General features: G+C 30.4%; 5 protein-coding genes and 1 pseudogene. All 6 read left to right on the top strand.

Translation table 11 applies throughout. The features are described from left to right. Positions 1-229, top strand: a pseudogene (locus WBG30_RS09335) (endonuclease); the annotation flags it as partial. Positions 230-355: 126 nt separating this feature from the next. Next, a complete protein-coding gene (locus WBG30_RS09330) occupies positions 356-805 on the top strand; it encodes a phage terminase small subunit P27 family (protein ID WP_424504384.1) in 450 nt (149 codons plus the stop codon). Then, a complete protein-coding gene (locus WBG30_RS09325) occupies positions 805-2,487 on the top strand; it encodes a terminase TerL endonuclease subunit (RefSeq protein WP_424504383.1) in 1,683 nt (560 codons plus the stop codon). The genes WBG30_RS09330 and WBG30_RS09325 overlap by 1 nt, the downstream gene beginning before the upstream one ends. Positions 2,488-2,711: 224 nt before the next feature. Next, positions 2,712-3,950, top strand: a complete 1,239-nt coding sequence (locus WBG30_RS09320) for a phage portal protein (protein ID WP_424504382.1) — start codon at positions 2,712-2,714, stop codon at positions 3,948-3,950. Beyond that, positions 3,928-4,203 carry a head-tail connector protein gene (locus WBG30_RS09315; RefSeq protein WP_424504381.1) on the top strand — a complete coding sequence of 92 codons (276 nt, stop codon included), beginning with the start codon at positions 3,928-3,930 and terminating at the stop codon, positions 4,201-4,203. Before WBG30_RS09320 ends, WBG30_RS09315 begins: the two co-directional genes overlap by 23 nt. A gap of 61 nt (positions 4,204-4,264) precedes the next feature. Beyond that, positions 4,265-4,525: HK97 family phage prohead protease (locus WBG30_RS09310; RefSeq protein WP_424504380.1), on the top strand; the 261-nt coding region annotated here is incomplete at its 3' end.

Here is a 4,525-nt window from a genome sequence, read left to right as displayed (position 1 = left end):
TCTATATGAGTTCTATAAGTATGGGAATATTTCTCAGGGATCATTGTCACATCATATCATAGAGTTCACAGAAGATCCCGAAAGGATATATGATATTGAGAACCTCATATACTTGAGTAAATCTAATCATAATGAGATACATAATGCCTATAACGAGAGTCCAAAGGCTAAAAAAGAGATGCAAGATTATTTGTTTAGTATCATTAAGAGATTTGAGCAAGATTACTAACCCCCCTACCCCTTGAAACTATTGGGGTAGGGGTTCGTCATCGCTACCTAAGTCTTAATTTAAAAAATTTCCCTAAATGAAAGTTTTTAACGTTTTTTAAAATAAAAATTGATAGGAGGTGATAAAATGGTAAGACCAACTAAAAGTGTCGATTTAATGAGTAAACATTTAACTGAAGATGAATATAGAATTAGGAAAGATGCAGAGGAAAAATTAAAAGGAAAAAAAGATAAAATTAAACCATTAAAATATTTGAATAAAAATGCTAAGAAAATTTTTAAGACCATAGCCACAGAATTAAAAGACAGTGATATCCTTTGTAATTTAGATATCTATATCTTATCTAGTTGTGCAGTTGCTCTGGATAGAATCCAATCAGCAGAAGAACTGTTAGAGGAAGATCTTTTAAATAAAGAAGCTAGGATAGTTCAAGATACTTATACAAGACAATTTTTTAGACTGTGTAATGAATTATGCTTGAGTCCACAGAGTAGAAGTAAGTTAGCTAATGCAGCCTACCAGTCAATGCAAGAAGAAAATGACCCTGTATTGGAGGCATTACGAGGTGATGACTGATGATCTTACTGGATAGAGCATTAAAATATTGTGATGATGTTATCAGTGGTGAAGAGGTTACTACTTGGGAAGTAAAAAGGCAGTGTGAAATATTTTTAAAAGATTATAGGATCAACCAACATAAGAAAGATTTTAAATATTATGCTGATGAAAATAAACTGAAAAAAATAAATAATCTACTGAAACTCTTTAATTATGCAACTGGTTTTGTTGCAGGAAAACAGGTACTTGAACATCTAGTAAATTTTCAATGTTTTTTACTATGTGGAGTATTTTTATTTAGGTATAAAGATAAGCCCTATAAGTTTAAAAATAATGATATAACACTCTTTATAAGTCGTAAGAATGCCAAAACTAACCTAGTAGCCATAATATTTATATTACTAATGCTTACAGAGCAACAACATTCTGAATTTTATAGCATATGCCTAACTAAAGAGTTAGCATCTGAATTAAGAAAAGGAATGGTACAGCTACTAGACGCCAGTCCATACATCAATAAATATTTTTCAATCAGTAAAACTTTTACAGGAAAAATAGAGTGTAAGATCACTAAAAATTTCTTTCAACCTAGAACTGCTGAAAGTGGAAAAAACAACTCAATTCGACCCTGTGCCTTTGTTTCTGATGAACACGGGAACTTTCAAGAAGCTAGTAACTTCAATGCCATGAAAGGTGGGCAGAAAAATGTTTTAAATCCATTAGTATTTAGAACTACAACTGCATATGAAATATTTGCATCTATAATGGAAACAGATATTGATTATATTAGAGGTGTTTTTAATGGTGGTATAGAAGATGATAACCAGTTTGCATTATTATATTATGCAGAGGAAAAACATCTGTGGGACGATATAGGAATGTATCAATCTAATCCATTGAGGATAGAAGAAAACTATGAGATCATAAGGAAAAATAGAAAAACAGCAAGTTTGAAGCCAACTGTAAGAAATGAATATATTACTAAAGATATGAATAACTTTTTACAAAATAGTAGTTCTGAAAATTACCTTGATATTAAATTATGGAAAAAAGGTGAAGTGGAAAAAATAGAGTTAGAAGGTAAAAATGTAGTTGTGGCTATTGACTGCTCACTAACTACTGACCTAACAGCCATGAATATCATCTATAAAGAAGATGATAAATACTATTTAAAGGCTCATGCTTTTTTACCTGAAGGTAGTTTACCAAACAGGATGGAAAAAATAGATTATAGAGAAATGGCAAGGTTAGGCTATTGTACAATTGTAGAGGGTAATTATATCGACTATAATTTATTAGAAGATGAAATAAGAAAAATAGAAGATAAGTATGGATGTAATATACTTCTTATTTGTAGTGATCCTTACAACTTCATACAGAACTTACAGAATTTAAGCAATGATTACAATGTAGAAGTAGTCAAACAGACTTATACTGAGTTATCGGCTCCTACAAAGGCATTTAGAAATGATGTCTATGGTGGAAAAGTAATTTATCAAAGGAATAAACTTTTAGATTGGTGTATGAGTAATGCCAAAGCAAAGGCAAGACATATGACAGGGGATATAATGCTAGAAAAAGTAAATAAAAATAAAACAAGGATAGATTTAGCGGTTGCAACCATATTTGGTTATAGTCAGCTATACATAAATGAAGACGAATACGATGCAATAGAAGCATTAGACAATCAAGATTGGTAGGTGATGATAATTTTAAAAAAAATAAAAAATAAAATAAAAGTAATATTAGAAAAGACTATCTTAAATGAATTATTCATAATTGAAAGTCTTTTTTTTATTGGAATTTTTATCATAATTGCCACTAATTTTTGGATTAATAAATATTTAGGGTTATACACAATAGCCTTATTTTTTATAAGTTTAAGCATATTTCTATTTCTATTTAGAAAGCGAGGTGATAAAAAGTGATATTTGATCGTTTAGAAAAAAGAGAAGAAGTATCGGTCAATGATTGGAAGGAAAACTTTAGTTTTGAAAAAGGCTTTGATATTACCCCATATGGTGAAATGAAGGAATCGACCTATTTTAGTTGCGTAAAGATAATATCTGAATCAATAGCTAAATGTAGCCTACAACTCAAAAAAACAACCGATAAAGGGGTATTTATAGAAAAAAAACATTATTTATTTGATAAATTAAGACTCAGACCAAACCCTTATATGTCTGCTATTGATTGTTACAAGGCTTTTGTAGGAATAGCAAAACATTATGGAATGGCAGGTCTATATATCAACAGACTTACAAATGGAAGCATTGAAGGTTTGTATCCAGTAAAGATTAGTCAAGTTACCATAGATGATATTGGGTTTTTAGGGAATGAGAGAGCAACTAGTATTTTATATACTTATACCCTTGCAGGTACCAATATTCAAAATGATTGTTTTGACCGTGATTTGATTATATTAAGAGATTTTACCCTTGATGGAATACAAGCTAAGGCAATTAGGTCTATAACTCGTGAGAGTCTAGATAGTAGCCTTAAATCACAAAATTATTTGAATAAATTATTTAGTAATGGACTTACAAATAAAATTGCAGTTCAAGTAACATCTCAAGTTAAAGATGAAAAAGAACTTAAAAAAATTCAAAGTAAATTTGATCGTATTTACTCAAGTAATGGAAAAATATTTACTGTTCCTGCTGGATATCAAGTTCAGCCTCTTAATCTAACCCTAGCAGATGCTCAGTTTGCAGAACTGAGAAAGTTATCTAAGGAAGAGATCGCAATGACTTTTAATGTTCCACTATCAAAATTAGGATGGGTTAAAGAAAATGCAAAGAGTGAGGAGCAAGATAATTTACAATTTTTACAAGATTGTTTACAGGTAATATTCCAAGCTATTGAGCAAGAGATGGATTGGAAGCTCCTAACTAAAAAAGAGAGATCTCAAGGCTATAAAATAAGATTCAATACTAATGTAATGCTTAGGTTATCAGCTAAAAATCAAGCAGATATAATCAACGATTATGTTAAAAATGGTGTTTATGACTTAGATAAAGCTAGAGATATCCTTGGAATTGAAAAACTAGGTGGAGATCCAATTATTACCTTACCTTCTGGACAAGTTTTACTCAGTGATTTACTTGCAGGTAAAACAAGCTATCAAAAGGGGGATAAAAATGACAACATTAGCAATAGCTAAACTACATATGAGAATTGATTATGATGATGAAGATTCATATATTGAAACTTTGATAGAGACAAGTGAAATATATATTGATTCTATGGCTGGTGAAATGTATAAAGAAGATGAAAAAGCAGTTAAACTAGCGGATTTACTTCAGTTAAAACTAATCAACGATATGTTTACCAACAGGGGATCTGAAATTAGTTCAAACCTTAAAACAGATATAATCACAACTAGTATTTTGGATAAATTATCTAATTATAGCTAACATTCCTATTTCGGAAGTTCCGAAATCCAAAATTATTAGATAGTTTGAAAGGAGGTGAAATATGAAAAAAGATGCAAAAAGAGAGATTAGGACAGCCAATCAATATGAAATCAGAGAAGTAAATACAGAGGATAAAAAAAAAGTAGTTATTGAGGGTTATTTTGCAAAATTTAATAATCCCACTGAGCTTTGGAATGGCTTTGTAGAAACTATTGCTCTTGGGGCTTTTGATGACACTATTGCAGATGGACACAATATTTTTATGCTGTATCATCATGACTGGCATAAGCCACTAGCATCAACTAAAACTGGATTGCTAGAG

Source organism: Psychrilyobacter sp. (assembly GCF_049671765.1).
Taxonomy (GTDB): domain Bacteria; phylum Fusobacteriota; class Fusobacteriia; order Fusobacteriales; family Fusobacteriaceae; genus Psychrilyobacter.
Note: the sequence above shows the minus strand (reverse complement) of the source record. Positions and strands in the feature narration are given on the sequence as shown.